Genomic DNA, 25853 nt, shown 5'->3' on the forward strand with positions numbered 1-25853 from the left:
GACGCTCCGGCTACGAAGGAGCCCGACGATACGACGCTGGCCCGCCGGCGCCACTTCGTCGATCTCACCCCGCTGAAGGAGTCCCCCGCGTTCGCGCGGCTCTGGCTCGGCGGTGCCATCTCGGGCATCGGCGGTCAGATGACCATCGTGGCCGTGGGCCTCCACATCTACGACCTCACCGGCTCGACCCTCGCGGTGGCGCTCGTCGCCCTCTTCGCGCTCGGCCCGATGATCGTCTTCGGCCTCTACGGCGGCGTGCTCGCCGACGCCTTCGACCGCCGCCTCGTGGCGCTCGTCACGGCGATCGTCGCGTGGGCCTCGACCGCCGGCATCGCCGTCTTCGCCTGGCTCGACATCCAGGTGGTGTGGCCGCTGTACGTGCTCACCACCATCAACGCGGTCGCATCCGTGATGATCGGCAGCACGCGGCAGGCGATCACGCCGCGCCTCCTCCCCACCCGGCTGCTGCCCGCGGCGAGCGCCCTCGGCGGCATCAGCATGGGTGTGATGGTGACCGTCGGCCCCGCCCTCGCCGGTGTGCTGGTCGCGACCGTCGGCATCGCCTGGACCTACACGGCCGACGTGCTCCTCTTCACGGCGGCCTTCCTCGGGATCTTCACGCTGCCCTCCATCGTCCCCGAGGGCGAGCGGCAGAGCGCCGGACTGGCCTCCGTGCTCCAGGGCCTGCGCTTCCTGCGCTCTGCCCCGAACCTGAGCATGACGTTCGTGCTCGACCTCATCGCCATGACCTTCGGCCAGCCCCGCGCACTCTTCCCCGCCGTCGGCGCCCTGCTGATCGGCGGCGGCCCCGTGACGGTCGGCATCCTCACCGCCGCAGGCGCGGTCGGGACCCTCGTCTCGAGCGTCTTCTCCGGCCGACTGGGGCACGTCCGCTGGCAGGGGCGCGCCGTGGAGCGCGCCATCCTCGTCTACGGCGCCAGCATCCTGGGCTTCGGGATCGTTCTGGCCGTCGTCGCGATCGGCGGCTGGAACGGCGGCGGCACCTCCATCGCCCAGGCCAACCTCCCGGCGCTCGTGCTCGCGACCCTGCTGCTCGCGGCCTCCGGCGCCGCCGACAACATCAGCTCCATCTTCCGGATGACGATCCTCCAGGCGTCCGCCCCCGACACGATGCGCGGCCGCCTGCAGGGCGTGTTCACCGTGGTCGTGACCGGCGGCCCGCGCCTCGGCGACCTCTACATCGGCCTCCTGGCCCTCACCGGCGCCCTCTGGTTCCCGCCGCTGCTGGGCGGGCTGCTCATCATCGTGCTCGTCGCGACCGTCGTGCGGGTGCAGGGCGCGTTCCGGCGCTACGACGCGCTCGACCCGACCCCGTAGCGTCAGCGGCTGCCAACAGGCTCAGCGGGTGCGGGTGCGGATGCGCCGGGCGAGCCGCGGGTAGTCGATCACGAGGCCGTCCTCGTCCACGCCCAGATCGGCGACGAAGTCCCGGTCGGCGCTCCGGTAGCGCACCACGCCGCGCCCGCTCGCGGGGTCGAACGGCTCGATCGTGCTGTAGACCTGCCGGCTCGCCCGCACCTCCAGGCTCGGGAGGTCGACCCACGCCATCGTGAGCTCCGTCTCCTCCACGCCGCGCAGTGCTCCGAGCCGCAGGATCGGCATCGTGTTCGTGACCGGGCAGAGAGCGAGATCGCAGTCGAGCGCCCCGTCGACGCCGCCGGGCTCGGCCAGACCGGGCTCCGCCAGCGGCTCACCGTGGAAGGCGGTCACCCCGTGCGCCCAGCTCTCGCTCACCCACCGGCCTCGGTCATCCCGCGTCAGCACGAGCCAGCGGGTGAAGCCGCGACCCGTCACCGAGACGTCCAGCCGGGTCGTCACCCAGTCGGGACCGGTCTCGAGCGACCAGCTCGTGACGTAGTCCGTCGTGCGCGAGACGCCGAGGGCGTCCAGCCGGTCCGGCGCCAGCGTGACCGTCGCCGCCTCCAGCCGCTCCGGATCCTCGTCGCCGACCCACTCCACGTGCCGCACCGCTCCGCGCATCGCCATCGCCTCCGTCCACCCGGCACGATACGCTCGCCGCATGGACGCAGCGACCTCGATCGACCGCCGTCGGGGTGACGGCGCGCGCCGGTCGCAGATGAGGAGACGTGTCGTGCAGGCCTCCACCGTGGACCCGCGAACCATCAGCCTGGAACTCGAGCCGGACGCCTACCGCGTCTATTTCCACGATGCCGATGGCGCGTCCGACGAATGGCGGCTCACCGAGGCCGCCTCCGTCGTCGAGTGCCTCGAGTGGGCAGATCGGCACGCCGACGACCGCACGTACGTCCTGTATGTCGAGATCCCCCGGGCTGGAGGCGAACGCCTCCTCGCCCGGCTCTCCGGCACGGATCCCAACGAGACATAGCCGCGCCACGAACGAAGTCGCCGGCCACGACCCGCGCGACGCACCGAGCGGCTCCGCGCATCGCCATCGCCTCCGTCCACCCGGCACGATACGCTCGCCGCATGGACGCAGCGACCTCGATCGTGACCGGGCTGGCCGCCCTCGCCACCGCCGTGGCGGGCGGTGTCTACGTCGGCTTCAGCGCGATGGTGATGCCCGCGCTCGGGGACACGCCACCAGCGGAGGCCGCGTCGGTCATGAACCGCATCAACGTGCGCGCGCCGCGGTCGTCCTTCCTGCTGTTCTTCCTCGCATCCCCCGTGCTGGCCGTGGTCGCGGCCGTCCTCACGCTCGGGAGGCTGCCGGAGGCCGACGCGGTGCTCGCGCTCGTGGGTGCCGTGCTCGCGGTGGCCGCCTTCCTGATCACCGGCGCGGTCAACGTCCCGCTCAACAACCGGCTCGCCCGCGACGGCGACTACGCGGCGTTCGCGCAGCGCTGGCGCCGGGCGAACGGTCTGCGCGGCCTGGTGTCGCTGGCCGGCGGCGCCGCCCTCATCGGAGCACTGGCGGTCTGACCGGCTCGGGTCCGACGTAGCGGGCGGAGGGGCGGAGGATCTTCCCGTCCGCCGCCTGCTCGAGCACGTGCGCCGACCAGCCGACGACGCGCGCCGCGGCGAAGGTGGGCGTGAACATCGCCCGCGGGATGCCGCACAGCTCCATCACGATCCCGGCGTAGAACTCGACGTTCGTGTGCAGCTCGCGGCCGGGCTTGAGCTCGGCGAGGAGCTGCTGCACCCGCTCCTCCACCCGCACCGCGAAGTCGACGCGCGGTCCGCCGAAGCCGAGGGCGACCTCCCGCAGCATCCGCGAGCGCGGGTCCTCGGTGCGGTACACGGCGTGGCCGAAGCCCATGACGCGACCACCGGAGGTGACCGTCTGCGTGATCCACTCGTCGATGCGGCCGGGGGTGCCGATCGCGTCGAGCGTGTCGAGAGCGCGGCTGGGCGCGCCGCCGTGCAGCGGGCCCGAGAGCGCTCCGAGCGCGCCCACGACCGCGGCGACGAGGTCGGCGCCGGTGGAGGCGATGACCCGGGCCGTGAAAGTGGAGGCGTTGAAGCCGTGGTCGATCGCGGCGGTCATGTAGGCGCTGAGGGCGCGGACCCGCTCGGGATCCGGCTCGGCGCCGGTGACGAGATACAGGTAGTCGGCCACGTGGCCGAGGTCGTCACGCGGCTCCAGGGGCACGCGCCCCTCGGCGAGGGCGTGCAGGCTCGCGAGCAGCACCGGCGTCACGGCCGCCGCACGTATCGCGTCGGTGAGCCGCGCCTCCGGGTCCTCGTCGTACACCGGGCGGATGCCGTCGGCGGCGGCGACGGCATCCAGCGCCATCCGCAGGCCGGCGAGGGCGTCCCCGGCGGTCAGGCGGGCGATGGCCGGGAGGAGTTCGCGCACCGGGCCGGGGATGCGTCGCGCCTCCGCCGTCCGCGCGCGGAACGCCGCGAGCTGCTCCGCATCGGGCAGCTCGCCGTTGAGCAGCAGGTACCAGGACTCCTCGAAGGCGTGATCGCGCGCCAGCTCGATCGCCGGGTACTGGCGGTAGTGGTAGAAGCCCTCCTGCCCGCGCACGTCGCCGAGCGCGGTGCTGGCGGCCACCACATTGGTGAGTCCGCGCGGGACGTCGATCAGGGTGTCGTTCATCCGGTCCATGAGGGTAGTGTGAGCGTGGATTTTCACTACGTCAACGTTGATCGGATCAACATGGATGCCCTCCCCCGCCTGACCGCCGAGCAGACCGCCGAACGCCTCGGGGTCAAACTCGAGACCCTCTACGCCTACGTGGCCCGCGGCAAGCTCGCGCGCGACCGCACGGCGGACGGCTCGTCGTTCGACCCGCTGGAGGTCGAGCGGTTCGCGGCGGGGCGCCGGCGCCGCTCCGCGCCGGGCAGTCCGGCGACCGGGCGATCGGACGGCCGCCCGCTCATGGTCATCGAGACGGGCTTCGCCCTCATCGAGGACGGCGACCTCTTCTACCGCGGGCGCCGCGCCGTCGACCTTGCGGCCGAGCCGTTCGAGACCGTCGCGCGGTGGGCGCTCACCGGTGCGTGGGACGCGGAGGCGAGGTTCTCCCCCGGTGGCGGGATGGCGGCCGCGCGTCGAGCGGCCGACGCGCTGCCCTCCTCGGCGGCGGACCGCGATCGCCAGCTGATCGCCGTGACCGCACTCGCCGCGGCCGACCCGCTGCGGACCTCCCTCGACCCGACCACCGTGGCGGGAGCCGCCGAACGGATGGTGGCGGGGATGGTCGCCGTGCTGCCTGTCGTGGCGCACGACGACGCGAGTGAGACCGAGGACGACGCACTCGCACTACGCCTCCACCGCCGGCTCGCCGCGACGCCTCCGACCCCGGATGTGGTCGCCGTTCTGAACGCCGCCCTGGTCCTGCTCGTCGACCACGATCTCGCCGTATCGACGCTCGCGGCCCGGGCGGCCGCCTCCGCCCGGGCGACCCCGTACGGCGTGGTGGTCGCCGGGATGGGCGCCCTCGACTCCCCGTTGCACGGCAACGCCAGCCGCGCGGCGCACCGGCTGCTGGCCCGGGTGGTCGACGGAGAGGACCCCGCCCGCGTCGTCGCCGACGCCGTCGTGGGAGCGGCCGGGCCCGTCCCCGGCTTCGGCCAGCCGCTGTATCCCGACGGCGACCCCCGGGCCCGCGCCCTGCTCGGCAGGCTGGCCGCCGAGGCGGGTGCGACGCCGGTCCTCGCGGCCGTGGAGGCGGTCTCCGCCCTGCTGCGCGACCGCGCCGGGGCGCTCCCCAACGTCGACCTCGCGCTCGGCGCGATCACGCTCGCGCACGGGATGCGCGACGACGCGGGCGAGGTGATCTTCGCCACGGCGCGCGCGGTCGGCTTCGTGGTGCACGCCCTCGCCGAGTACGGCGAGCCGGCCCTCCGCCTGCGTCCGGTCGGGCGCTACACCGGACCGCTGTAGGGATGCGTGTGCTGCATCCCGGGACGTCTGCGCTTGCGCGCGCAGGCGCAGACGTCCCGGGAGGGCGCAGCGGCTAGCGGCGCAGCGCCTTGCGCGCCAGCCAGTTGCCGAGGAACTGCGCGGCCTGCACCAGGATCACGATGGTGATGACCGCGATCCAGGTCACCGCCCAGTCGTAGCGCTGGTAACCGTAGGCGATCGCGAAGTTGCCCAGGCCTCCGCCGCCGATGCTGCCCGCGATGGCCGACAGATCCACGATGGCGACGAAGATGAACGTGTAGCCGAGGATCAGCGGCCCGAGCGCCTCCGGGATCAGCAGGGTCGCGATGATCCGCAGGGGGTGCGAGCCCATCGCCCGCGCCGCCTCGATCACACCGGGCTCGATCGTGACGAGGTTCTGCTCCACGATCCGCGAGATGCCGAAGGTCGCGGCGATCGTCATCGGGAAGATCGCCGCCGGCGTGCCGAGGAACGTGCCGAGCACGGCCTGCGTCAGCGGGGCGATCGCGGTCATGAAGATGATGAACGGGATCGGCCGGATGAAGTTCACCACGATGTTGAGCACGGTGAACACGGCCGGGTTCTCGAGCAGTCCGCCCTTGCGGGTCGTGTACAGCAGCACGCCGAGCACGAGGCCGAAGATGCCGCCCAGCACCAGGGTGACGACGACCATCCAGAGCGTCTGGCCGATCGAGTCCAGGTAGACGGGCCAGAGAGTGGACCAGTCGCTCATGCGGACACCTCCTCGACGTCGGTGACGGTCCGGAGCTCGGCGATCAGCGCATCCACCGCGGCGGGCTCGCCGATCAGTTCGAGCGTGAGGCTGCCGAACGACCGGCCCTGCAGGGCGGAGATGCCGCCGTAGACGATCTCGAACCGCACGCCGTGCCGGCCGACCGCGTCGGAGAGCACGGAGCCCAGGCGGCCGTCGTCGGCGACGCGCGCCGAGACGATGCGACCGGAGTGCTTGCCGCGCAGCCGCTCGATGTCCGCCGCGCCGGGCTGGTTGCGCAGCACCGTGCCGACGAACCGCTGGGCGGTGGAGGTCTGCGGGTTCGAGAACACCTCGAACACCGTCCCCTGCTCGATGACCTTCCCGGAGTCGAGCACGGCGACCCGGTCGGCGATCGAGCGGACGACCTCCATCTCGTGCGTGATCACGACGATCGTCACGCCGAGCTCGTCGTTGACCCGCTTGAGCAGCGAGAGCACGTCCGCCGTCGTCTCTGGGTCGAGCGCGCTGGTGGCCTCGTCGGCGAGCAGGATGTCCGGGTTCGTCGCGAGCGCCCTGGCGATGCCGACCCGCTGCTTCTGGCCGCCGGAGAGCTGGTCGGGGAACGACCACGCCTTGTCGGTCAGGCCGACGAAGGCGAGCAGTTCGGCGACCCGCGCCTTGCGCTTCTCGGCCGGCCAGCCCGCCACCTTCAGCGGGTAGGCGATGTTGCCGAAGACGGTGCGCGAGCGGAACAGGTTGAACTGCTGGAAGATCATCCCGATCCCCGCGCGCACGCTGCGGAGGTCGCGCTCCTTCAGAGCGGTGATCTCCCGGCCGTCGACCACGATCGTGCCGCTCGTGGCGTGCTCCAGCGCGTTGATGAGCCGCAGCAGCGTGCTCTTGCCGGCGCCGGAGTAGCCGATGATGCCGAAGATCTCGCCGCGCTCGATGGCGAGGTCGATCCCTTCGACGGCCGCGACCGTGGCGTCACCCGAGCGGAAGCTCTTGGTGACGCCACGGAACTCGATGATGGGGCTCACCGGGCTACTTCGCCGCCTCGATGTTCTTCTTCAGCTTGTCGAGCACGGCGATGAGGTCGGCCTGCGGCTTCTCGACGACCACCGCGGTGTTCTTCGACTCCGCGAGCACCGCGTCCGTGACCTCCTTGGAGTGGTAGAGCTCCGCGATCTTGAGGTAGGTCGCGTTGTCCTTGTCCTTCTCGCGGGAGACGAAGGCGTTGATGTAGGGCTCGGCCGTCTCGGACTTCGGGTCGTCCTGGAAGATCGCGGACTTCGGGTCGATGCCGGCGGTCAGGGCGAAGTTGTTGTTGACGATCGCGCCGTCGGCCGAGTTGAGCGCCGGGGCGGTCTGCGCGGCGTCGACCGGGATGACCGTGACCTTCGAGGCGGAGGCGTCGATGTCGGCGGGGGTGGCGAGCGTGTTGCCGCCGTCCTTGAGCTTCAGGAGGCCGGCCTTCTGCAGCACGAGCAGCGCACGGGCCTGGTTGGTCGCGTCGTTCGGGATGGCGATCTGGGCGCCCTGCGGGATCGCGTCGACCGAGTCGTACTTGTGCGAGTAGAGCGGCAGCGGCACGACCAGCGTCGAGGCGATCGGGACCAGGTTCTGCTTCGCCTGCACGTCGTAGTTCGCGAGGAACTGGAGGTGCTGGAACAGGTTGAGGTCGATCTGGCCGTCGGCGAGCGCCGGGTTGGCCTGGGTGTAGTCGCTGAAGCCGACGACGTCGATGGTGATGCCCTCGGCGGCAGCCTTCTTCTTCAGGATGGCCCAGTAGGGGGCGGCCTGCTCGGTGGTGCCGATCTTCACGGTGACGTTCTTCGAGCCGGCGGCCTGCGAGGAGCCGTCGGCGGCGACGTTCACGGCGATCAGCACGGCGGCCACGATCACGACGACGACCGCGACGGCGATGCCGGCGATCCAGCCGACCTTCGACTTCTTCGGCTTCTCGGGCAGCGCCGGCGTCGGGGAGCCGGCAGGAGGGGTGGCGTCGGGCATGGCTGTGCCTCTCTCTTGTGAAGGGGGGAATGTGATACCGGTGTTCGTCCGCCGGTGGAACCAGCCTCGCAGCCGCGCGGTGGAGGGTCAAAGTGCGTTCCGAAATGTGACGAGCGCGCGTAGTGTGGCGAGCACCGAGCGAAGTGGAGGCCCACATGGGCGCGATCGACGACGACGACATCACCACGAACGCCAGCGGCGGCGGCGAAGGCCCCGCTGACGGCGGAGCGAACCCCAATGGCCACGACGGAGGGGCCGACGGATCGGCGGGCGAAGGCCCGGCCGACGGCGGAGCGAACCCGAACGGCCACGACGGAGGAGCCGACGGATCGGCGGGCGAAGGCCCCGCCGACGGCGGCGCCACCCCGAACGGGCACGACGGCGGAGCCGACGGGTCCGCTTGATGGCGACCGACGAGCGCGGGCCGGGCGACCGGCCCGCGCTTTCGCGCTGCACGGCGATCCCGCGTGACGCGTTCGCGTCGGAGTACTGGTCGCGGCGCCCCCTCTTCACCCGCGCCGCCGATCTCGGTGGTGACTTCTCCGACCTGTTCAGCAGTGAGGACGTCGACGAGCTCGTCGCCGCGCGTGCCCTGCGCACGCCGTTCGTCCGGATGGCGAAGGAGGGCGACGTCCTCCCTCCCGCGCGCTACACGTCCGGGGGCGGGTTCGGCGCGGAGGTCGGCGACCAGGTCGCCAGTGAGCGCGTGCTCGCCGAGCTGGCCGCCGGAGCGACGCTCGTCCTCCAGGGGCTGCACCGCACCTGGGAGCCGATCGCCGCGTTCGCGCGGGCGCTGTCGGCCGAGCTCGGCCATCCCTGCCAGGTGAACGCCTACATCACCCCCGCCTCGTCGCGCGGCTTCGATCCGCACTACGACGTGCACGACGTGTTCGTGCTGCAGATCGCCGGCGAGAAGCACTGGCGCATCCACGAGCCCGTCCACCCGGACCCGCTGCGGGACCAGCCCTGGACCGACCACCGCACCGCCGTCGCCGCTCGCGCGCAGGAGACGCCCGCGATCGACGAGACGTTCCGGCCCGGCGACGCGCTGTACCTGCCGCGCGGCTGGATCCACTCCGCCACCGCGCTCGGCGAGCTCTCCATCCACCTCACGGTGGGCGTGGCCGCCTACACGCGCACGGACATCGTGGAGGCCGCGGTCACGAGCGCCGCGGACATCCCGTCGCTCCGCGCCTCCCTCCCCCTCGGCTTCGACCCGGACGACGCGTCCCTGCTCGACCCCGAGGTCGACGCCGCGCTCGACGCGCTGCGCGACGCCCTCGATGATCCGGCACGCCGCGCGCTCATCGCCGACGCGGTGGGGCGGCGGCTGCGGGCGCGTCGGCGGCGCGACTCCCCGCCCGCAGCCGTGCGGCCGCTGGCGACGATCGAGGCGGCCGGCGCACTGGACGGCAGCACGGTCGTCACCGCGCGCGCAGGTCTGCGGCCGACGGTCACGGTCGAGGTGGAGACGGTGACGGTCCGCCTCCCGGGCCGCACCGTCGCGCTGCCGATCGCCGCCCGCGCGGCCGTGGAGCGACTGCTCGACGGCACACCGGTCGTGGTCGGCGAGCTTCCCTCCCTCGACCCGGAGTCCGCCGTCGTGGTCGCGCGCCGCCTGCTACGGGAGGGTGTCGTCGTGGTCGACGAGCCGTGACGCCGGCGCCCGGCTGGCTGCCGTGCAGCGACCGCGCCCGCGAGCGCGGCGACCCGCTGCCGGGAACGGCCGGATTCGGCGAGCGCTGGCTCCTCGTCGAGATCGAGAGCGGCTGGGGGCGCCACGCGTTCTTCGACTCCGCCCTCGACCCGGCGGTCGGCGCCGCCCTCGTCTCCCGGGCGGAGGAGGCGGGGATCCGGCCTCTCGCGATCCGGCGCACGGGTCTGCGCGCCGGAGAGCGCCGGGCCCAGGAGACCTGGCGCTGGGCCCTGGTGGATGCGCGGCCGGGGCGCACGTCCATCCGGTGGGGACGGGTGGACGACCCGCGCGACCTCCTGACCCTTCCGCTGGACGGGACGGCCGGGGAGCCCAGCGAACGGCCGGTCTACGCCGTCTGCACGCATGCCCGGCACGATCAGTGCTGCGCGGTCCGCGGCCGCCCGGTGGTGGAGGCCCTCGCGAACGCCTTCCCCGAGGAGACGTGGGAGTGCTCGCACCTCGGCGGCGACCGCTTCGCCGCCACGATGATCGTCTTCCCGCACGGGCTGCTCTACGGAGGCGTCCCCGCCGCCGACGCCTCCGAGGTGGTCGCCCGCTACGCCGACGGACGCGTCGACCCGCGTTTTCTGCGCGGCCGGACCTCCCTCACCACGGTCGCGCAGGCGGCGGAAGCCTTCGCGCGGGATGTCTCGGGCGACGACGCGATCGACGCCTACCGGGTCGTCTCCGAGCGCCCGCACCCGCACGGCTGGACCGTCGAGCTCGCGCACGACGGCGGCACGGTGGTGGTGGAGGTCGCCGAACGGCTCTCCGAACCGCTGCTCAGCACCTGTGCGGCCACGATCGCGCACCCGGTGCGAGAGTTCGTGCCCGGGTCGGTGCGCCCGGCCTGAGCCGGCGCTCCGAGGTCGCGGCGGATCGTTACGCGGTCTGCGCCGCGTCCACGCCCCACTGCTGGATCTTGACCAGGTTGCCGGACGGGTCGCGGAAGGCGCAGTCGCGCGAGCCGTAGAACTGGTCGATCGGCTCCTGCAGGACCTCGGCGCCGAAGGCGCGCACCCGCTCGAAGAGCCCGTCGACGTCGTCGGTGCTGAAGACGACGCCGGGCAGGGTGCCCTTGGCGACCAGCGCCGCGAGGGCGTCGCCGTCCGCCTGGGGGCGACCGGCGTACGGGTCCGAGATGACGATCTGCGAGCCGGGCTCCCCGGCCACGCCCATCGTGATCCAGTGGTGGCCGTCGTAGGCGACGTCGTTGAGGACGTCGAGGCCCAGCGCGTCGCGGTAGAACACGAGGGACTCGGCGGGGTCGGTGGCGATGATGTCGACGAAGTGGACTGAGATACTCATGGCTTCACTCTAGAAAGCGGTGCCACGGCCCCGCTTCTCCAAAACTGCTCGACTCAGCCGTGCTGGTGGGTGCGCACCGGGCGGACGCGCTGCTTGACGATGCAGTCCGGCATCACCGCGACCGACAGGTGCTCGCGCGATCGGTAGCTGGTCGGCGTCTCCCCCACGAGCTCACTGAATTTGGCGCTGAACGAGCCGAGCGAGGTACAGCCGACCGTCATGCACGCGTCGGTCACGCTCATCCCCGCGCGCAGCAGCGCCATCGCCCGCTCGATGCGCCGCGTCATCAGGTAGCTGTAGGGCGTCTCCCCGTAGGCGGCGCGGAACTGTCGCGAGAAGTGCGAGGCGGACATGAAGGCGTGCGCGGCCATCGTCGGCACGTCGAGCGGCTTGGCATAGTCGCGGTCGATGAGGTCGCGTGCGCGCCGGAGCGCGACGAGCGTCTCCAGCTCCTCGGGACTCATGGGTCCACCGTAGCCGTCTCAGTCGCCCTCGACCAGACGGATGAACGCGCTCAGCTCCGTGACGCCGGTCGGGGTGGTCGGCAGGAACTCGGCCAGCTCCGGCGAGTGGACGAGGTATGCGGCCCACTTGGCGCGCGAGATCGCGACGTTCAGCCGGTTCTTCATCAGCAGGAAGGACATGCCGCGCGGGGCGTCGGCGGCGCTGGAGGCGGCGAGGCTCACGATCGCGACCGCGGCCTCCTGGCCCTGGAACTTGTCCACGGTGCCGACGCGCACCGCCGGATGGCCCGCCGCGTCGAGGGCCGCGCGCACCTCCACCAGCTGCGCGTTGTACGGGGTGACCACGATGACGTCCTCCGGGCCGAGCGGCTGGTCCTCGACGCCCGCGGACGGATCGCTCCACGACCGGCCCAGCGCTCCCCGCACCAGGTCGACGACCACTGCCGCCTCCTCCGGCGACGCCGTCGCGTTGCCGACGTGCACGACCGGGACCGGATGCATCCCGGGGTCGACACCCGCCAGCAGCCGCCGGCCCGCATCCGGGTGGGCGTGCAGGCGGCCCTCGTACGAGAGCACCGACACGGCCTCCGCCAGCGCCGGATGCATACGCCGGCTCTCCGCGAGGAAGTAGCCGTACTCCGCGGGCAGCACGTCGTGACCGTCGCTCACCCAGCCGAGCGCGGACCCGTCGACGGGCTCGGGATGCCGCCCCTGGCTCACCTGCGGCAGCTGCTGCGGGTCGCCGAGCAGCAGCAGGTTGGCCGCCGCGACGCCGACGGCGATGGTGGAGGCCAGCGAGAACTGCCCGGCCTCGTCGACGACGAGCAGATCGAGGCTGTCGCGCGGCACGCGGGCCGGGTTCGCGAAGTCCCAGGCCGTGCCGCCGAGCACGAAGCCGCCGGCGGCGTTGTCCTCGGCGAAGAGCAGCTGGCCGTCCGGCGGCAGCACGGTGTAGGCGCGCTCCTCGTCCGGGGCGGCGGAGGCCGACGCCACCTTGCCCACGCGCGCCGGGTCGAGGCCGGCGGCGACGACGCGATCGAGGAGGTTCTCCACGACGGCGTGCGATTGTGCCACCACGCCCACGCGCCAGCCGTGCTCGGCGACGAGGCGCGCGATCACGTGGGCCCCCAGGTACGACTTGCCCGTCCCGGGCGGCCCTTGCACGGCGAGGTAGGAGCGGTCGAGGTCGAGGAGGCTGGCGACGACCGCGGCGATCCGCCCGCTCCCGTCGCTCGGCCCCTCGTCGGCGAGTGCGGCCGACACGGTGCGCGGCGGGGTGCGGCGCAGGAGGTCGACGGTCGCGTCGACCGGCCAGGTGCCGGCCTGGAGCGCGGCGAGCAGCCCGGTGCCCCACTCGCGGATGGCCTCGCCCAGCCGGCGCGCGTCCGGCGGCGCGGCGGGGGTCAGCGCCGTCGGCGCGTCGCGGTACGGCAGCACGTCCCGCGGCAGCGTCTCGCGGACGACGACCGATCCATCCTCCGTCGCGCCGATCACGGCGACCGTGCGCGCGGTGCGCGAGCCGGGCTGGGCGCGCGGCTGGCGGAACGGGCCGGGGAACTCGTAGAGCAGGAAGGGTCCGCCGCGCTCGCTCACCCGCACGGCGCTCCCCGGGCCCCAGCGACCGCTCAGGAGCAGCTCGCGCCGTTCGACGCGCTGCCCGTCGTCCTGGTACCAGTCGCGCACCACGCGGACCGTGTCGACGGCGAGCACATCGCGGGTCTCGGCCCATTCCTCGATCGGCTGGATGAGGCGGGCGTAGTGCGACTGCCAGAAGCTCTTCTGCTCGCGCCGGTGGAAGTCGATCGCGGCGGCGGCGAGCGCGACGGCCGCGCGGTCCGGGGTGCGGTGCGGGTCGAGCGGGTCGCCCGCGTAGCCGAGGAGCGCCGCGCGCAGCGGCGACTCCTCCGGCGGGGCCTCCAGCTCGTCGGCCGGCGCCGTGCCGACGGGGATGCCGTTCTCCGCGGCCCGGGCGAGCAGCCAGTCCCGCAGGCGCAGCGTGCTGACGCAGTCGTACCGGTTGTAGTCGCCCAGCGCGTCGAGCAGCGGCTGCGCCTCCTCCTCGCGGCCGAGGGCCAGGAGGTCGCGGGCATTGGCGTACTCGGTGATCGAGTCGGCGCCGTTCGTCACCTCGCTCTCGCGCAGCTCGGTGCCCATGTAGAGCGGTTCGAGCTTCTTGATCGAGTACGAGCGCGATCCGACGCGCACGGCCTTGCGCACCAGCGGGTAGAGGTCGACCAGCACGCCGTCGCGCAGCAGGCCGTCGACCTCCTCTTCGCCGACGCCGTGCCGGGCGGCGAGCGCGAGCAGGTGCGTCTGCTCGTAGGCGGCGTAGTGGTAGATGTGCATGCGCGGGTACCGGGCGCGCCGCTCCTTCACGAACGCGAGGAAGGCCTCCAGCGCGAGCCGCTCCTCCGCGAAGTCGTGGCCCCAGAACGCGGTGAACTCGGCGTTCACGTCGACCATGCCGAACAGGTAGTCGAGCCCCCAGCGCTCCCCCGCACCCTCGGTGTAGAGCGGGTCGCCCTCGAAGTCGAAGAAGAGGTCACCGTCGTCGGGGTGCGGCAGGGCGGCGAGCACCGGTGCGTTGTAGACGCGCACGGGCGGCACCTCCCCCGGCGTCGCGCGCAGCTGCAGCCGCGCCTGCTCGCGCAGGCCGTCGAGCGTCCCCTCGGGGATCCCCTCCACCGGTCCCGTGGAGTCGGCGAGGGCGTCGATGGTGTTCAGCCCCGTGGCGATCAGGTGCTCGCGCTGCGTCACCCGCATCCCGGCCACGAGCAGCACGTCGCGCGCCGCCTGCACCTCGGCGTCGCAGGTGTCGCACCGCCCGCAGACCGTGAAGCGCGGGTCGCCCCAGGCCACGGGCCCCTGATCGGCGAGGTGCGCGTCGATCACCCTCAGCAGGCGCGCCCGCCGCTTGCGGTAGACCGGCTCGATGTCGGAGAGGCGGTGCTCGCTCACCGACCCGTCGCCGAGCAGCAGCTCGACCGTCTCGTCGGTGTCGACGCCGAGCCGCCGCAGCTGGTCGGCGTACGCGGCGAGCTGGAGCAGCGCCGTCACCCGCGCGCTGCGGGCGAGCTTGGAGTCCTGCACGCGGTAGCGGCCGTCGGGACGGCGCACGACGAAGTCCGCGAACCCGACGAACGCGCCGTCGAAGAAGGTCGCCTGGAAGACGACCTCGGCCCCGCCCTCGAACGCCGCCGAGGTCTCGGCCACGGCCGCGGCGAGCGCGTCGGCCGTGAGCGACTCCGGCCGCTCGATCTCGGCGACCTGCGCGCCGAAGCGTTCGCGGTAGCGCTCCAGGATGTGGTGCTCGTGCTCGTCGCCGAGGCGCGACGACCGCACGTACATCGGATCCTCGATCTCGGGCGCCTTCTCGATCCGCCCCAGCTTCACGTCGAGTGCGCGCAGGAAGGCGAACTCGCACTTCGACGCCTCGGTCAGGTCGCTGGCGCTGGTGACGATCACTCCGTCGAGCACGAACACGCGCAGCCCCTTCCGTCGAGTCCCCTCAACCTATCGGGAACCACCGACACCACCGTGCCGGCCCAGCGGCGGACGGGCCCGCCGGTCAGCCCTTGGCGGCGGCCTTCATCGCGCGCTTATGCTCGCGCACGCGGGTGAGCGAGTCGGCGTCCACGATGTCCGCGACGGAACGGTAGCCCTCGGTGCCGTAGTCGCCCGCCGCCTCGCGCCAGCCCGGCGCCTGCAGGTCCTTCTGCTTGCCGAGCAGGGCGAGGAAGATCTTCGCCTTCTGCTCCCCGAAGCCCGGCAGCGCCTTCAGGCGGCGCAGGACCTCCGCGCCCGAGGGATCGTCGCGCGTCCAGATCGCGGCGGTGTCGCCGCCCCAGTCGGAGACGATGGCGGCGGCGAGCGCCTGCACGCGCCCGGCCATCGACCCCGGGAACCGGTGCACGGCCGGCGTCTGCTTCATCGCCGCGGTGAGCGTGTCGGGATCGAGCGCCGCGATCTGCGCAGGGTCGAGCTCACCGAGACGGTCGCGCAGCTTCGCCGGGCCGGCGAAGGCGGTCTCCATCGGGACCTGCTGATCGAGCAGCATCCCGACGAGGAGGGCGAACGGGGAGCTGTCGAGCAGGGCGTCCGCGGCCGCGTCGCCCGTGATGTTCACTGCCATGCCCTCATCGTCCCACGGCGTCGGCGGCGGCGCACGGTCGCCCGGCCACGGGTCAGGCGACGAGCAGCAGGACGCCCGCGACGGCGGAGAGCACCGCGAGCAGCAGCGCCACCCCGAGGAGCACCGCGTGCACCACGAGGAACGGCGTCGCCTTGCCCGCGGCGTCGCGCGCACGCGGGTCCTTGCGGACGCGGGTGAAGAAGCGCGGCCACGCGAACACGTTGAAGAGCGCGTTGAGGAACAGGACGAGGGCGGCGAAGACGGTCATCGTCCCTCCAGCGTACGGGACGGCGCGAACCGCTCCGCCACGAGGTCGAGCAGGGCCGCGGCGGCCGCACTCGGGCGCGGCCGGGCGATCGTCCCCAGCCGCCACTCGATCCGCTCCCGCAGCGGGACCACGACCGCCCCCTCCGCCGGGATGACCGTCAGCTCGGGCAGCGCGGCGACGCCGAGGCGGGCGGCGACGAACCGCGGGATCTCACCGAGGTCGGAGAGCTCGGTCGGCACATGCCGCACGATCCCGCGCGCGGCCAGCTCCCGGTCGAGGGTGACGCGGTTGCCGAAGCCTTCGCGCGCATCCACCCACTGCTCCTCCGCCAGCTCCGACAGCGACACCTCCGCACGACCGGCGAGGGGATGCGACGCGGGCAGCAGGGCGACGAACGGCGAGACGGCGAGCTCGTGCTCGAGCAGACCGGGCAGCCGGTCGGGCAGACCGACGAAGGCGATGTCGAGCCGGCCCTGGCGCACCTCCTCGGCCAATCCGGTCGAGCCGCTCGGGGAGGGACCGAGCCGGAGGTCGACCAGGGGGTGCCGCCGGTGGAACGCGCCCATGATCCCGGGCAGATCCATCATGGTGAGGTTGGTGAAGATGCCGACGCGCACGATGCCGCGCAGTTCACCGTCCCCGCGGGCCGCATCGCGCATCCGGTCGATCGCGTCGACGGCGCCGCGCGCCTCCCGCAGCACCGCCTCGCCGACGGAGGTGAGGCGCACCCCGTGGGGGTCGCGGTCGAACAGCGGGGCGCCCAGTTCGCGTTCGAGGGCCTGGATGCCCGCGGACACCGTCGACTGCGCGGCGTACACGCGGTCGGCGGCGCGGGTGAAGTTCAGCTCCTCGGCGACGGCGACGAGGTACTCGAGCTGTCGGATGTCCATGCGGCAATCGTATCCATCGATCGCAGGTATCGACGTTATCCGTTGGACTCGATCATGGATCGGGGGCATCCTCGGAACCATGAGCACGATCCGCGAACCCGAGACCTCGTCCCTCCCCGCCTCCCCCGTCCGGCGCTGGCGGTTCCGCCACGGGACGGGCTTCTGGGTCATCGCCGCCGCGTTCCTCACCGTGATGGCCTTCTCCACCGTGCCGACGCCGCTCTACTCGCTCTACCAGGCGCGCGACGGGTTCCCCACCTGGGTCGTCACGGTCGTCTTCGCCGCGTACGCCGTCGGAGTGATCGCGAGCCTGTTCCTGATCGGCCACCTCAGCGACTGGGCCGGCCGGCGGCGGATGGTGCTGATCGCCGTCCTCGTCGAGGTGCTGGCCGCGGTCGTCTTCCTCGTCTGGAACGACGTCTCCGGACTGATCGTCGCCCGCATCCTCTCCGGGATCGGCGTGGGGGCGCTGACGGCGAGCGCCACCGCGCACCTGAGCGAGCTGCGCGCGGTCGCCCGCCCCGCCGAGGGCCCGCGACTGGCGGGGACGGTGTCCACGGTCGTCAACACCGGCGGCCTGGCACTCGGGCCGCTGATCGGCGGCGCCTTCGCGCAGTTCCTGCCGGCGCCCCTGCTGCTCCCCTACGTCGTGTTCCTCGTCCTGCTCGCCGTCGCGGCGCTGGCCGTCGCGCTGGTCCCCGAGACGGTCGAGCGCGCTGAGGAGCGCCCCGCCTACCGGCCGCAGAGGGTGTCGCTGCCGGCGTCGGCTCGCGGCGCCTTCTCCGCCGCCGCGATCGCCGCGTTCGCCGGATTCGCGGTCTTCGGCCTGTTCACCTCGCTCGCGCCGAGCGTCGTCTCCGGCGTGCTGCACCAGTCGTCGCATCTGCTGGCCGGCGCCGTCCCGTTCACGGTCTTCGCCGCGTCGGCCTTGTCCCAGATCGTGTTCGCGCGGCTCCGGATGCGGGCCCAGCTGGTCCTCGCCCTGGTCCTGATGCTCACCGGCCTCGTGGGCCTCGCGGCCGGCGTCCTCCTCGCGTCGCTGGCGGTCTTCCTGGTCAGCGGCGTGCTCGCGGGGGCCGGGGTCGGCCTGCTGTTCCGCTCCGCGATCGCCGCCACGGCCGCCCTGGCCGCGCCCGAACGTCGCGGGGAGGTCCTGGCCGCGATCTTCCTGGTCGCCTACGTGGGGCTCGCGCTGCCGGTGCTGCTGGTCGGCGTCGCCCTGATCGTCTGGCCCCTGGTCCCCGTCCTCGTGGTGTTCGTCGGCGTCGTCGGGGTGCTCGCACTGTTCGGGCGCCTGCGGATGCTGCGGACGGCCTGACCCCGCGCCTGCGAGGGCGCGTCAGCCGCGGCGGTCCACGATCCGGACCGCCGTGGCGCGCGCGTATCCGCGCTCGACCAAATCGACCTCGAAGCCGGCGAGCCGCTCCAGGTGCCGGGAGGTCCGCAGAGGGCCCACGTCGAACGGCTCGCACCCGATCTCCGTGACGAGACCCGCCACGAGTTCCTTGGCCGGGTCGTCGTCGGAGGCGAGCAGCACCTGGACCCGCTCGTCCGCATCGTCGGCGAGCAGCTCGGCATAGACGGTGTTGAACGCCTTCACGACGCGCGCCCCGGGAGCCGCCTCCGCCATCCGCTCGGCGAGCGACGGACCCGCGCCGTAGCGGCTCTCGAAGTGCGGCGGGTCGATCGGGTTGCCGATGTCGATCAGCCCCCGCCCCTCCAACTCGGCGGCCAGCGATCGGACGAGCTCGAGGGCCACGGCATCCTGCACCGCGACGATCACGGCGTCGGAGGCGGCCGCCCCGCGGTGATCGGTCCCGTCGAGGGCCCCGATGGCGCGCGCGAGCCCGCGGGCCCGCTCCGGATCGCGCGAGCCGACCACGACGTCGTGACCCGCCCGGGCGAGCCGCCGGCCGAGGGCCTCCGTCATCGCACCGGTGCCCAGAATGCCGATCCTCACGGCGTCTCCCTTCCACGGTGACGGCGACGGCACGGGACGTCCGCGGCTGCGCGCGCAGCCGCAGACGTCCCCGGCCGCAGCCGTCGCTCAGCAGTACTCGTAGCGGTACGCGCTGTCGCCCTTGGCGACCACATCCCGGTCGCGCAGGATCACGGAGATGTTCTTGCCCTGCGCGGCGCACGCCTGCGTGTACGCCGAGCGCGGGTTGTCCGTGTACTCGATCTCGATCACATTGTTGCCGTAGACGGAGGTGTAGGCGCTGCACTCCGTGTTGAACTGGCACTCCTCCGCGATGGCGAAGTCGAACCCGATCGTGTTCTTGCCCGCCGAGCCCAGCTCGGTCGTGTTCTTCTGGGCGATGGCGAGCCCCTTCTGGTGCGCGTGGGCGGCCAGCAGAGTGGCGAGATCGATGTTGTTCTGCTTGGTCAGGAGCTGCGTGCCGCCGCTCTTCGACCGCGTCCAGGAGTCCAGGTTGTCGGGCTCGACCGCCTGGAAGCCCTTGGTCGCGCAGGAGTCGATCCAGCCGTTGACGATGGCGGCGATCCGGGTGCGCTTGGCCGGGGTCGAGGTGTCGAGCAGGTACTCGTTCCACTCCGGATCGCCGACCTTCACGCCCTTCGCGTTGCGGAGGATGAGGTCGCTGTTCGCGCCCGCCCACGTCGTGGTGTCGTCGGGCTGGGTCTGGTACGCGTTCACGTAGCAGACGTTGTACTTGCCGGCCACGGGCGACGCGGTGTGGTCGCGGTCGACGATGCCGACCGACGCCGCCGGTGTGTAGGCGCCGCCGATCTGGTAGTCGAACTGCGCGTTCACCGGCGGCGGTGCCGGGGTCGCCGCCTGCGCGGCGGTCCCGCCCGCGACGATCGACAGGGCGATCGCTCCGGCGGAGAGGAGGGTGGTCAGGGCTGTACGGGATGAGGCACGCATCGGTGCTCCGATCTGTGGATGCCCCGCCTCGAGCTTCATCTCTGGCGTCACGCCCGGCGTTCGATCATTTCGGCGACCGGTAGGGCTCTCCACGGCGCGTTCAGACTACGAGAGCGCGGGGAGGCGATGCAAGACGGGTCTTCGACCGGTCGTCGCTAGTCCGCCGCGACCAGCTGCACGCGGAGGGAGTCCACCCGCGTCGCGATCACGTCGTCCGCCGCCCAGCGCTGGGCCAGCCGGGCCAGGATGGCGTCGAGCTCCTCCCGCGTCAGTCCGCTCGCGAGCGCGAGCTGCACGACGAGCTCCTCGCCCGCGAACCGGTGCCCGGGATCGCCTGCGGCGAGACGCACGGCGTGCACACCCAGCTCGGTGGCGATGGACGCGTCGAACGCGGCGAACACCTCGGGATCGCGGTCGCTCGGCAGCCACCGCTCCCCGCGCGCGACGGCCCAGACGGCCGGGCGGCGCAGCACGAACTCGGTCTCGCTCGTCGGATCGAGGACGACGATCTCGGTCTCCTCCGAGGCGGCGGCGAGAGCGACCCGCCGTCCGTCGGCGGGGACCGGACGCGCGGCCGGGTTCCAGGTCTGCATCGCGGTGACCGACGAGAAGACGGGCAGGACGCTGCGCCCGTCCGGGCCGGAGACCGTCACGATCGACAGCTCCTGCGACTTGTCGACGGTGAGGCCGGCCTCCGTCGTGCCCTCGTCGCCGAGCTCGGCCACCAGCGGGATCAGGAGCCGGGAGGCGCGGAGCGCGTCGACCACGGCCTCCGGTCCGACCTCGCCGGCGCGGAAGGCCGCCAGTGCGCCGAGGAGCGCAGGGGGCGCCGTCCCGTCGTCGTCGCCGAACGGGTTGTCGTCGAACTCCCGGCCCTCCCACGGCTGACCCGCGGAGTCGCCGAGCGACGCCGCGAAGTGCTTCAGCCGATCGGCGCCCTTCTCCGTGGGCCGCCCGGGCGCGCGGCCGGTGCCGCCCGCCGCGTCGCCCGTCGCGTCGCGGCCGTCCGCCGGGTCAGTATCCCGCGACATCCAGCGCCTCGGGCAGCGTGAACGCCCCGGAGTAGAGCGCCTTCCCCACGATCGCGCCCTCGAGGCCCAGGGAGACGAGCTCGCGCAGGGCGGCGATGTCGTCCAGGCTCGCGATGCCGCCGGAGGCGACCACGGGGCGCTCGGTGCGGTCCATGACCTCGCGGAGCAGATCGAGGTTCGGCCCGCGCAGGGTGCCGTCCTTCGTGACGTCGGTGACGACGTAGCGGGCGCAGCCGGCGTCCTCGAGGCGCTCGAGGACCTGCCACAGGTCGCCGCCGTCCTGCGTCCAGCCGCGGGCGGCGAGCGTGGTGCCGCGTACGTCGAGCCCGACGGCGATGGCCTCGCCGTACTGGCCGATCACGTGCGCCGCCCACTCCGGGTTCTCCAGCGCCGCAGTGCCGAGGTTGACGCGGGTCGCGCCGATCTCGAGCGCCTGCTCCAGGGACTCGTCGTCGCGGATGCCGCCGGACAGCTCGATGTTGACGCCGCGCACCTGGCGGATGACCTTCTTCAGCAGCGAACGGTTCGAGCCGCGCCCGAAGGCGGCGTCGAGGTCGACGAGGTGGATCCAGTCCGCACCCGCGTCCGCCCACTCGGCGGCCGCGTCGACCGGGTCGCCGTAGCTCGTCTCGCTGCCGGCCTCGCCCTGCGTGAGGCGCACGGCCTTGCCGTCCGCGACGTCGACCGCCGGGAGCAGGACGAGCTTGGGCGTGTTGTTGAATTCGCTCACTGTGTTTCCTCGTTCGGGTCCGCGACGGCGGACGGGGTGACGCGCTCCGGCGTCGGTCAGAGAGTGCCGAGCCAGTTGCGCAGCAGCTGGATGCCGGCGGTGCCGGACTTCTCGGGGTGGAACTGGGTCGCGCTCAGCGGCCCGTTCTCCACCGCCGCGATGAACGGCGAGCCGTGCTCCGCCCAGGTCACGTGCGGCTTCGGGAAGGGGCCGGTCACCTCGAGGGTCCAGTCCTGCGCGGCGTAGGAGTGGACGAAGTAGAAGCGCTCGTCGTGGAGCCCGGCGAAGAGTCGCGAGCTCTCGGGAGCCTGGATCGTGTTCCAGCCCATGTGCGGGACCACGTCGGCCTGCAGCAGGTCGACCGTGCCCGGCCACTCGCCGAGCCCCTCGGTCTCCACGCCGTGCTCGACGCCGCGCTCGAACAGCACCTGCATCCCGACGCAGATCCCGAGCACGGGGCGTCCGCCCGCGAGCCGGCGGTCGATGACCTCGTCGCCGTGGGACGCACGCAGCGCGTCGATGACCGCGGCGAACGCTCCGACCCCGGGGACGAGCAGGCCGTCGGCCTCCAGCGCCCGCTTGCGGTTTCCCGTCAGCTCGACGTTCGCGCCGGCGGCCTCGAGCGCCTTGACGGCGGAGTGCACGTTGCCCGAGCCGTAGTCGAGGACCACGACGTCCGGGGTGCCCGAAACGCTCACAGCGCGCCCTTGGTCGACGGGATGCCCGACACCAGCGGGTCGAGCGCCTTCGCCTGGCGGAACGCGCGCGCGAACGCCTTGAACTCCGCCTCGGCGATGTGGTGCGGGTCGCGACCGCCGACGACGGTGATGTGCGCGGTCATCGCGGCGTTGAACGCGATGGCCTCGAAGACGTGCCGCACCATCGAGCCGGTGAAGTGGCCGCCGATCAGGTGGAACTCGAACCCAGCCGGCTCCCCCGTGTGCACGAGGTAGGGGCGGCCGGAGAGGTCGACGACGGCCTGCACGAGCGCCTCGTCCAGCGGCACGAGCGCGTCGCCGTACCGGGAGATGCCGCTCTTGTCGCCGAGCGCCTGGCGGATCGCCTGGCCGAGCACGATGCCCACGTCCTCCACGGTGTGGTGCACGTCGATCTCGGTGTCGCCGTTGGCGCGCACGCGCAGATCGGTCAGCGAGTGCTTCGCGAACGCCGTGAGGAGGTGGTCGTAGAACGGCACGCTCGTGGCGATGTCGGCCACGCCCGTCCCGTCGAGGTCGAGGCTCAGCTCGATGCTCGACTCACTGGTCTCCCGCTGCAGGCTGGCGGTGCGATTCGTCATGACTGCGAGTTTACTGGGGCGGAGGAGCCGGACGGGCGCCCGAGGGCGGCCAGCGCCTCCAGGAAGGCGGTCGTCTCGGCCTCGGTCCCCGCGGTGACCCGCAGGTGGTTCGGGATGCCGACGTCGCGGATCAGGATGCCCCGCTCCAGCAGCGCCTCGAAGACCGCGTGCGGGTCCGCCACGCCCCCGAAGAGCACGAAGTTACTCCCGCTCCGGTGGGGCGCGTAGCCGAGGCGCGCGAGCTCGGTCACCAGGCGGTCGCGCTGCAGGCGGATCTCGCCCACCATCGCGAGCATCTCGTCCGAGTGGGCCAGGGCGCCGAGCGCGGCCGCCTGGGTGAGCGCGGAGAGGTGGTAGGGCAAGCGCACGAGGCGCAGAGCGTCGACGACGGCCGGGTCGGCGGCGAGGTAGCCGACGCGGGCGCCCGCGAAGGCGAACGCTTTGCTCATGGTCCGCGAGACGAGCAGGCGGGGCCGGCCGTCCAGCAGGGTGAGGGCCGACGGCTCGCCGTCGGGCATGAACTCGGCGTACGCCTCGTCGACCACGACGATCCCGCGCGCAGCATCGTAGGCGGCCTCGATGGTCGCCAGGTCGAGAGGGGTGCCGGTGGGGTTGTTCGGCGAGCAGAGGATGACGATGTCCGGATCGGCGCGACGGATCTCGGCGGCGGCGGTCTCCGGCGTGAGCTCGTAGTCGGCGTCGCGCGCCCCGGCGATCCAGCTCGTGCCGGTGCCGGAGGCGAGCAGCGGGTACATCGAGTACGTCGGGGCGAAGCCGAGCAGGCTCCGGCCCGGTCCGCCGAAGGCCTGCAGGATGTGCTGCAGCACCTCGTTGGAGCCGTTCGCCGCCCAGATCCGGCTCGCGTCGAGGCCGTGGCCGAGGTAGCGCGCGAAGGCCTCGCGCAGCTCGGTGAACTCGCGGTCCGGGTAGCGGTTGACGCCGGTGATGGCGACGGCGACGCGGGCGACGATGTCGGCCGCGACGTCCTCCGGGACCGGATGCGTGTTCTCGTTCACGTTGAGGGCGACGGGAACGGACTTCTGCGGGGCGCCGTACGGCGTCCGTCCACGCAGATCGTCACGGATCGGGAGGTCGGAGAGGGAGGTCACCCATCCATGCTAGCCATGCGCCGGTGCAGCTCATCCCACATGACGAACGGCTGCGGGACGGTCACCGCCGCGAGCGTCAGCGGCGCGCGAGGGTCAGCGCCGCGCGAGGGTAAGTGCCGCGCGACGTTCACCGCCGCGCGAGCGTCAGTGCGCGTACTGCGCCGGGATGGCGAGCTGCTGGCCGGGCGAGACGACACCCGACGCGTCGAGGCCGTTGAGCTGGACGAGAGCGGCGATGACATCGCGCGGGTCGGCGCTCGGCGCGACGCGCTCGGCGACCGACCAGAGCGAGTCGCCGGACTCAACCGTCACGTGCTGGAAGCTGACGTGCGTCTGCTCGCTCGTGGCGACCGCTCCCCCGCCGTTGAGAGCGAAGGCGAGGGCGCCGATGACGAGGGGAAGGGCGACGAGCGCCGTCAGGACGGCGCGACCGCGCCGCGTGAGACGGAGCCGCGTGCGTGCACCCGCGGGGAAAGCGGGAATCGTGCTGCTCACCATCGCCGTCGTGCTCATGGCTGTGACCTCCTCGTGCAACGCGGATGCGAAGCTTTGTTCCGAATGTATCTTCGAATGTTCGAAACCGCAAGAGCCGATGCGGTGGAGGAATTCGCCCACGGATTTCGAGACACACTCGAACACATGTTTGTTTCCGGCCGTATCGTGGATACAGTTTCGATTGTCTGGACTTCACCTTTCCAGGCACCACCGACATTCGAGACGAGCGGATGCGGTCGAGGTCACGAAGGGACGAGCGTGTCGAACGAGAACCAGGCTCCACGAGGGGGCACGCGCCGCCGCAAGAACCTCAGCGAGAAGCAGCTCGCGATCCTCGACGTGATCCAGAAGTCCGTCAGCCAGCGGGGCTATCCGCCGAGCATGCGCGAGATCGGCGACGCGGTCGGGCTCTCCTCCCTCTCGTCGGTGACCCACCAGCTCAACCAGCTGGAGCTGAGCGGCTACCTCCGCCGCGACCCGAACCGTCCCCGCGCCCTCGAGATCCTGATCGACCTGCCGTCCCCGTCCTCCGAGTCGGTCGACTACGAGAACCAGACCCCGGTCGGCGACGCCGCCATGGTCCCCCTCGTCGGGCGCATCGCCGCGGGCGTGCCGATCACGGCCGAGCAGCAGGTCGAGGAGGTGTTCCCCCTCCCCCGTCAGCTCGTCGGCAACGGCGACCTCTTCATGCTGAAGGTCGTGGGCGAGTCGATGATCGACGCCGCCATCACCGACGGCGACTGGGTCGTGGTCCGCCAGCAGAACACGGCGGAGAACGGCGACATCGTCGCGGCCATGCTCGACGAGGAGGCCACCGTCAAGGTGTTCCGTCAGCGCGATGGCCACACCTGGCTGCTGCCGCGCAACTCCAACTTCGAGCCGATAGTGGGCGACTTCGCCCAGATCCTCGGCAAGGTCGTCGCGGTCCTCCGCGCCGTCTGACCCCCACATTTGTGCCAAATGTCGCTTATAGCGGCGTCATAACCCACATTTGTGCCAAATGGCGCGAAAGCGCGCCTCACAAGCCACTTTTGTGACGAATGTGCGGCGGGCCCTCACGCCCAGCCGAGCTCCTGCAGCTTCGCGTCGTCGAGCCCGTAGTAGTGGCCGATCTCGTGCACCAGCGTCACGCGCACCCGCGCGCGCAGCTCGTCCAGGCTGGAGCAGCTCGCTTCGAGGTTGTTGCGGAACAGGGTGATCCGGTCCGGCAGCTCGCCGAAGCCGTACACGCCGCGCGTCGTGATCGGCCGCCCGCTGTACAGCCCGAACAGCCGCGGCCGGTCCCCCGACGGCTGATCCTGGATGAGGAACGCCACGTTGTCGAGCTTCCCGACGATCGCGTCCGGCAGCGCGTCGAACACCGCGCCCACCAGTTCCTCGAACTCAGCGTCCGTCATCTGCACCATGCGCCCATCCTGACGCACGGAGACGGGGTCGCGTCCCGCCGTCCGCCCACGGCGGAACCGGCGGGGCCGCGACCCCG

Annotated in this window: 29 protein-coding genes; 9 read left to right on the forward strand and 20 right to left on the reverse strand. The window is 72.4% G+C overall.

Annotation, left to right across the window (positions count from 1 at the left end):
* The first annotated feature begins 36 nt into the window (after positions 1-36).
* On the forward strand, positions 37-1338 hold the full coding sequence (locus tag BGO91_RS08570; RefSeq protein WP_290472445.1) for an MFS transporter: 1302 nt from the start codon (positions 37-39) through the stop codon (positions 1336-1338).
* 21 nt (positions 1339-1359) lie between these two features.
* On the opposite strand, the gene BGO91_RS08575 is transcribed toward BGO91_RS08570, so the two are convergent.
* Positions 1360-2043 (reverse strand): putative glycolipid-binding domain-containing protein, encoded by a 684-nt coding sequence (locus tag BGO91_RS08575; RefSeq protein ID WP_290472348.1) that lies wholly within the window; start codon positions 2041-2043, stop codon positions 1360-1362.
* Between the two features lie 70 nt (positions 2044-2113).
* Here BGO91_RS08575 and BGO91_RS08580 point away from each other — a divergent pair, with 70 nt between their 5' ends.
* Complete coding sequence (locus tag BGO91_RS08580) at positions 2114-2368, forward strand: hypothetical protein (protein ID WP_290472349.1); 255 nt, start codon at positions 2114-2116, stop codon at positions 2366-2368.
* A gap of 101 nt (positions 2369-2469) precedes the next feature.
* On the forward strand, positions 2470-2922 hold the full coding sequence (locus BGO91_RS08585; protein WP_290472350.1) for an anthrone oxygenase family protein: 453 nt from the start codon (positions 2470-2472) through the stop codon (positions 2920-2922).
* Here the strand turns inward: BGO91_RS08585 and BGO91_RS08590 are convergent.
* Entirely contained in the window at positions 2900-4045 is a 1146-nt protein-coding gene (locus BGO91_RS08590) for a citrate synthase (protein ID WP_290472351.1), read from the reverse strand. The genes BGO91_RS08585 and BGO91_RS08590 overlap by 23 nt on opposite strands.
* Positions 4046-4105: 60 nt before the next feature.
* Here BGO91_RS08590 and BGO91_RS08595 point away from each other — a divergent pair, with 60 nt between their 5' ends.
* Entirely contained in the window at positions 4106-5335 is a 1230-nt protein-coding gene (locus tag BGO91_RS08595) for a citrate/2-methylcitrate synthase (protein WP_290472352.1), read from the forward strand.
* Between the two features lie 73 nt (positions 5336-5408).
* Here the strand turns inward: BGO91_RS08595 and BGO91_RS08600 are convergent, their stop codons facing one another.
* Genes BGO91_RS08600 through BGO91_RS08610 form a run of 3 tightly spaced genes read right to left on the reverse strand, consistent with a single transcriptional unit; the run spans position 5409 to position 8063 of the window.
* A complete protein-coding gene (locus BGO91_RS08600; protein ID WP_021763432.1) occupies positions 5409-6068 on the reverse strand; it encodes a methionine ABC transporter permease in 660 nt (219 codons plus the stop codon).
* Positions 6065-7090, reverse strand: coding sequence for a methionine ABC transporter ATP-binding protein (locus BGO91_RS08605; RefSeq protein WP_290472353.1), 1026 nt, complete (start codon positions 7088-7090; stop codon positions 6065-6067). The genes BGO91_RS08600 and BGO91_RS08605 overlap by 4 nt, the downstream gene beginning before the upstream one ends.
* Positions 7091-7094: 4 nt before the next feature.
* A complete protein-coding gene (locus BGO91_RS08610) occupies positions 7095-8063 on the reverse strand; it encodes a MetQ/NlpA family ABC transporter substrate-binding protein (RefSeq protein ID WP_290472354.1) in 969 nt (322 codons plus the stop codon).
* 155 nt (positions 8064-8218) lie between these two features.
* On the opposite strand from BGO91_RS08610, the gene BGO91_RS08615 reads away from it, so the two are divergent.
* From BGO91_RS08615 to BGO91_RS08625, 3 genes are read left to right on the forward strand one after another with little or no spacing between them, the layout of a single operon-like run.
* Positions 8219-8467 (forward strand): BatC protein, encoded by a 249-nt coding sequence (locus tag BGO91_RS08615; RefSeq protein ID WP_290472355.1) that lies wholly within the window; start codon positions 8219-8221, stop codon positions 8465-8467.
* Positions 8467-9720: a cupin domain-containing protein gene (locus BGO91_RS08620; protein ID WP_290472356.1), complete on the forward strand. Its 1254-nt coding sequence runs from the start codon at positions 8467-8469 to the stop codon at positions 9718-9720. The genes BGO91_RS08615 and BGO91_RS08620 overlap by 1 nt, the downstream gene beginning before the upstream one ends.
* A complete protein-coding gene (locus tag BGO91_RS08625; protein ID WP_290472357.1) occupies positions 9717-10613 on the forward strand; it encodes a sucrase ferredoxin in 897 nt (298 codons plus the stop codon). The genes BGO91_RS08620 and BGO91_RS08625 overlap by 4 nt, the downstream gene beginning before the upstream one ends.
* Before the next feature lie 28 nt (positions 10614-10641).
* On the opposite strand, the gene BGO91_RS08630 is transcribed toward BGO91_RS08625, so the two are convergent.
* The 6 genes from BGO91_RS08630 to BGO91_RS08655 form a co-directional block, all read right to left on the reverse strand.
* Positions 10642-11067, reverse strand: coding sequence for a VOC family protein (locus tag BGO91_RS08630; protein WP_290472358.1), 426 nt, complete (start codon positions 11065-11067; stop codon positions 10642-10644).
* A 53-nt stretch (positions 11068-11120) separates the two neighbouring features.
* Entirely contained in the window at positions 11121-11531 is a 411-nt protein-coding gene (locus BGO91_RS08635; protein WP_290472359.1) for a helix-turn-helix transcriptional regulator, read from the reverse strand.
* Between the two features lie 18 nt (positions 11532-11549).
* Positions 11550-15014 (reverse strand): bifunctional RecB family nuclease/DEAD/DEAH box helicase, encoded by a 3465-nt coding sequence (locus BGO91_RS08640; RefSeq protein ID WP_290472360.1) that lies wholly within the window; start codon positions 15012-15014, stop codon positions 11550-11552.
* Between the two features lie 85 nt (positions 15015-15099).
* On the reverse strand, positions 15100-15663 hold the full coding sequence (locus tag BGO91_RS08645; RefSeq protein WP_290472361.1) for an HhH-GPD-type base excision DNA repair protein: 564 nt from the start codon (positions 15661-15663) through the stop codon (positions 15100-15102).
* Positions 15664-15715: 52 nt separating this feature from the next.
* The gene (locus BGO91_RS08650) at positions 15716-15931 is read right to left on the reverse strand and encodes an SCO4848 family membrane protein (RefSeq protein WP_290472362.1); all 216 of its coding nucleotides are present in this window, start codon (positions 15929-15931) and stop codon (positions 15716-15718) included.
* Entirely contained in the window at positions 15928-16821 is an 894-nt protein-coding gene (locus BGO91_RS08655) for a LysR family transcriptional regulator (RefSeq protein WP_290472363.1), read from the reverse strand. Before BGO91_RS08655 ends, BGO91_RS08650 begins: the two co-directional genes overlap by 4 nt.
* Positions 16822-16900: 79 nt before the next feature.
* Here BGO91_RS08655 and BGO91_RS08660 point away from each other — a divergent pair, with 79 nt between their 5' ends.
* A complete protein-coding gene (locus BGO91_RS08660) occupies positions 16901-18139 on the forward strand; it encodes an MFS transporter (protein ID WP_290472364.1) in 1239 nt (412 codons plus the stop codon).
* A 21-nt stretch (positions 18140-18160) separates the two neighbouring features.
* On the opposite strand, the gene BGO91_RS08665 is transcribed toward BGO91_RS08660, so the two are convergent.
* From BGO91_RS08665 to BGO91_RS08700, 8 genes are all read right to left on the reverse strand, one after another.
* Complete coding sequence (locus tag BGO91_RS08665) at positions 18161-18781, reverse strand: NAD(P)-binding domain-containing protein (protein WP_290472365.1); 621 nt, start codon at positions 18779-18781, stop codon at positions 18161-18163.
* An 87-nt stretch (positions 18782-18868) separates the two neighbouring features.
* A complete protein-coding gene (locus BGO91_RS08670; protein WP_290472366.1) occupies positions 18869-19708 on the reverse strand; it encodes an endo alpha-1,4 polygalactosaminidase in 840 nt (279 codons plus the stop codon).
* Positions 19709-19863: 155 nt separating this feature from the next.
* Positions 19864-20739: an SseB family protein gene (locus BGO91_RS08675; RefSeq protein ID WP_290472367.1), complete on the reverse strand. Its 876-nt coding sequence runs from the start codon at positions 20737-20739 to the stop codon at positions 19864-19866.
* A complete protein-coding gene (priA, locus tag BGO91_RS08680) occupies positions 20723-21469 on the reverse strand; it encodes a bifunctional 1-(5-phosphoribosyl)-5-((5-phosphoribosylamino)methylideneamino)imidazole-4-carboxamide isomerase/phosphoribosylanthranilate isomerase PriA (protein ID WP_290472368.1) in 747 nt (248 codons plus the stop codon). Before priA ends, BGO91_RS08675 begins: the two co-directional genes overlap by 17 nt.
* Before the next feature lie 56 nt (positions 21470-21525).
* A complete protein-coding gene (hisH, locus tag BGO91_RS08685) occupies positions 21526-22167 on the reverse strand; it encodes an imidazole glycerol phosphate synthase subunit HisH (protein ID WP_290472369.1) in 642 nt (213 codons plus the stop codon).
* Positions 22164-22766, reverse strand: a complete 603-nt coding sequence (gene hisB / locus BGO91_RS08690) for an imidazoleglycerol-phosphate dehydratase HisB (RefSeq protein WP_021759758.1) — start codon at positions 22764-22766, stop codon at positions 22164-22166. The genes hisH and hisB overlap by 4 nt, the downstream gene beginning before the upstream one ends.
* Positions 22763-23875 carry a histidinol-phosphate transaminase gene (locus BGO91_RS08695; protein WP_290472370.1) on the reverse strand — a complete coding sequence of 371 codons (1113 nt, stop codon included), beginning with the start codon at positions 23873-23875 and terminating at the stop codon, positions 22763-22765. Before BGO91_RS08695 ends, hisB begins: the two co-directional genes overlap by 4 nt.
* Before the next feature lie 144 nt (positions 23876-24019).
* Positions 24020-24388 (reverse strand): LysM peptidoglycan-binding domain-containing protein, encoded by a 369-nt coding sequence (locus tag BGO91_RS08700; protein ID WP_290472371.1) that lies wholly within the window; start codon positions 24386-24388, stop codon positions 24020-24022.
* A 240-nt stretch (positions 24389-24628) separates the two neighbouring features.
* On the opposite strand from BGO91_RS08700, the gene lexA reads away from it, so the two are divergent.
* Positions 24629-25312, forward strand: a complete 684-nt coding sequence (lexA, locus tag BGO91_RS08705) for a transcriptional repressor LexA (RefSeq protein WP_290472372.1) — start codon at positions 24629-24631, stop codon at positions 25310-25312.
* Between the two features lie 113 nt (positions 25313-25425).
* On the opposite strand, the gene BGO91_RS08710 is transcribed toward lexA, so the two are convergent.
* Positions 25426-25776 carry a metallopeptidase family protein gene (locus BGO91_RS08710; RefSeq protein ID WP_290472373.1) on the reverse strand — a complete coding sequence of 117 codons (351 nt, stop codon included), beginning with the start codon at positions 25774-25776 and terminating at the stop codon, positions 25426-25428.
* Between the last annotated feature and the right edge of the window lie 77 nt (positions 25777-25853).

Source organism: Leifsonia sp. 71-9, from assembly GCF_001898805.1.
GTDB lineage: Bacteria > Actinomycetota > Actinomycetes > Actinomycetales > Microbacteriaceae > Leifsonia.

Coding starts and splice junctions, on each gene's coding strand:
- BGO91_RS08575 (WP_290472348.1), bottom strand. CDS start 2,043: ATGCGGCGAGCGTATCGTGCCGGGTGGACGGAGGCGATGGCGATGCGC.
- BGO91_RS08585 (WP_290472350.1), top strand. CDS start 2,470: ATGGACGCAGCGACCTCGATCGTGACCGGGCTGGCCGCCCTCGCCACC.
- BGO91_RS08590 (WP_290472351.1), bottom strand. CDS start 4,045: ATGAACGACACCCTGATCGACGTCCCGCGCGGACTCACCAATGTGGTG.
- BGO91_RS08595 (WP_290472352.1), top strand. CDS start 4,106: ATGGATGCCCTCCCCCGCCTGACCGCCGAGCAGACCGCCGAACGCCTC.
- BGO91_RS08600 (WP_021763432.1), bottom strand. CDS start 6,068: ATGAGCGACTGGTCCACTCTCTGGCCCGTCTACCTGGACTCGATCGGC.
- BGO91_RS08610 (WP_290472354.1), bottom strand. CDS start 8,063: ATGCCCGACGCCACCCCTCCTGCCGGCTCCCCGACGCCGGCGCTGCCC.
- BGO91_RS08615 (WP_290472355.1), top strand. CDS start 8,219: ATGGGCGCGATCGACGACGACGACATCACCACGAACGCCAGCGGCGGC.
- BGO91_RS08620 (WP_290472356.1), top strand. CDS start 8,467: ATGGCGACCGACGAGCGCGGGCCGGGCGACCGGCCCGCGCTTTCGCGC.
- BGO91_RS08630 (WP_290472358.1), bottom strand. CDS start 11,067: ATGAGTATCTCAGTCCACTTCGTCGACATCATCGCCACCGACCCCGCC.
- BGO91_RS08635 (WP_290472359.1), bottom strand. CDS start 11,531: ATGAGTCCCGAGGAGCTGGAGACGCTCGTCGCGCTCCGGCGCGCACGC.
- BGO91_RS08645 (WP_290472361.1), bottom strand. CDS start 15,663: ATGGCAGTGAACATCACGGGCGACGCGGCCGCGGACGCCCTGCTCGAC.
- BGO91_RS08650 (WP_290472362.1), bottom strand. CDS start 15,931: ATGACCGTCTTCGCCGCCCTCGTCCTGTTCCTCAACGCGCTCTTCAAC.
- BGO91_RS08655 (WP_290472363.1), bottom strand. CDS start 16,821: ATGGACATCCGACAGCTCGAGTACCTCGTCGCCGTCGCCGAGGAGCTG.
- BGO91_RS08660 (WP_290472364.1), top strand. CDS start 16,901: ATGAGCACGATCCGCGAACCCGAGACCTCGTCCCTCCCCGCCTCCCCC.
- BGO91_RS08670 (WP_290472366.1), bottom strand. CDS start 19,708: ATGCGTGCCTCATCCCGTACAGCCCTGACCACCCTCCTCTCCGCCGGA.
- BGO91_RS08675 (WP_290472367.1), bottom strand. CDS start 20,739: ATGTCGCGGGATACTGACCCGGCGGACGGCCGCGACGCGACGGGCGAC.
- hisB (WP_021759758.1), bottom strand. CDS start 22,766: ATGACGAATCGCACCGCCAGCCTGCAGCGGGAGACCAGTGAGTCGAGC.
- BGO91_RS08700 (WP_290472371.1), bottom strand. CDS start 24,388: ATGAGCACGACGGCGATGGTGAGCAGCACGATTCCCGCTTTCCCCGCG.
- BGO91_RS08710 (WP_290472373.1), bottom strand. CDS start 25,776: ATGGTGCAGATGACGGACGCTGAGTTCGAGGAACTGGTGGGCGCGGTG.